Origin of the sequence: Mesorhizobium sp. M0870 (genome assembly GCF_040319775.1) — a bacterium.
Lineage (GTDB): Bacteria > Pseudomonadota > Alphaproteobacteria > Rhizobiales > Rhizobiaceae > Mesorhizobium.
In genome coordinates, this window is record NZ_JAMYOI010000085.1 from 1 (window position 1) to 882 (window position 882).

Below are 882 nucleotides of genomic sequence, written 5' to 3' on the forward strand. Positions count from 1 at the left end.
GGTAGTGTGCTGAGAGTTCTGCAAATTCGCTGAGAGAGGGCGGTCATGGCAGGCTGGTGATGTTCAACGTCACCGATTCCCGCGAAGGAACGCCACCATGACCAAGACAGAAGGTAAATCGACCAGCGCTGCCGTCAAAGACATTCTGCTTTCGAACCCGGAGGGGCTGCACGAAGTGATCCGTGCAGTAATGCAGGAGGTTCTCGAGGCCGAGATGGAGGAGGCGCTGGGTGCTTCGAAGAGCGAGCGCACGCCCGAGCGCCTTGGGTATCGCTCGGGTTACTACGGCCGCACCCTGGTCACCCGGGTCGGCAAGCTTGAGCTGCGGGTTCCGCAGGACCGGGCCGGTCGTTTCTCCACCGAGCTGTTCGAGCGCTACCAGCGTTCCGAGCGGGCCTTGGTGGCCACGCTTGCGGAGATGTATGTGCAGGGCGTGTCGACCCGGAAGGTCAAGGCGATCACGGAAGAGCTGTGCGGTCATGCCTTCTCGGCTTCGTCGATCTCGGCCATCAACAAGCGCTTGGACGAGAGCCTGAAGGCGTTTGCCGAACGACCGCTTCAGGAGCCATTCCCCTACCTCATTCTCGATGCCCGCTACGAGAAAGTGCGCGAAGCCGGCATCGTGATGAGCCAGGCGGTGCTGATCGCGGTCGGCATCGACTGGGACGGGCGCCGGCAGATCCTGGCCGTGGAGATGGCCAATCGCGAGAGCCGCTCGGCCTGGAAGGACTTCCTCGTCGGCTTGAAACGACGCGGCCTCAAGGGCGTCGAACTGGCCGTGTCCGACGACCATGCCGGCCTGGTCGCGGCGATCGGCGAGGTGATCCCGGAAGCCGCATGGCAGCGCTGCTACGTCCACTTCCTCAGGAACGCGCTCGATCA

Annotated in this window: 1 protein-coding gene; it reads left to right on the forward strand. The window is 63.4% G+C overall.

Annotation, left to right across the window (positions count from 1 at the left end):
• Nucleotides 1-97: 97 nt before the first annotated feature.
• The coding region (locus tag NKH97_RS33235) for an IS256 family transposase (protein ID WP_352799991.1) at nt 98-882 on the forward strand (785 nt) is incomplete at its 3' end.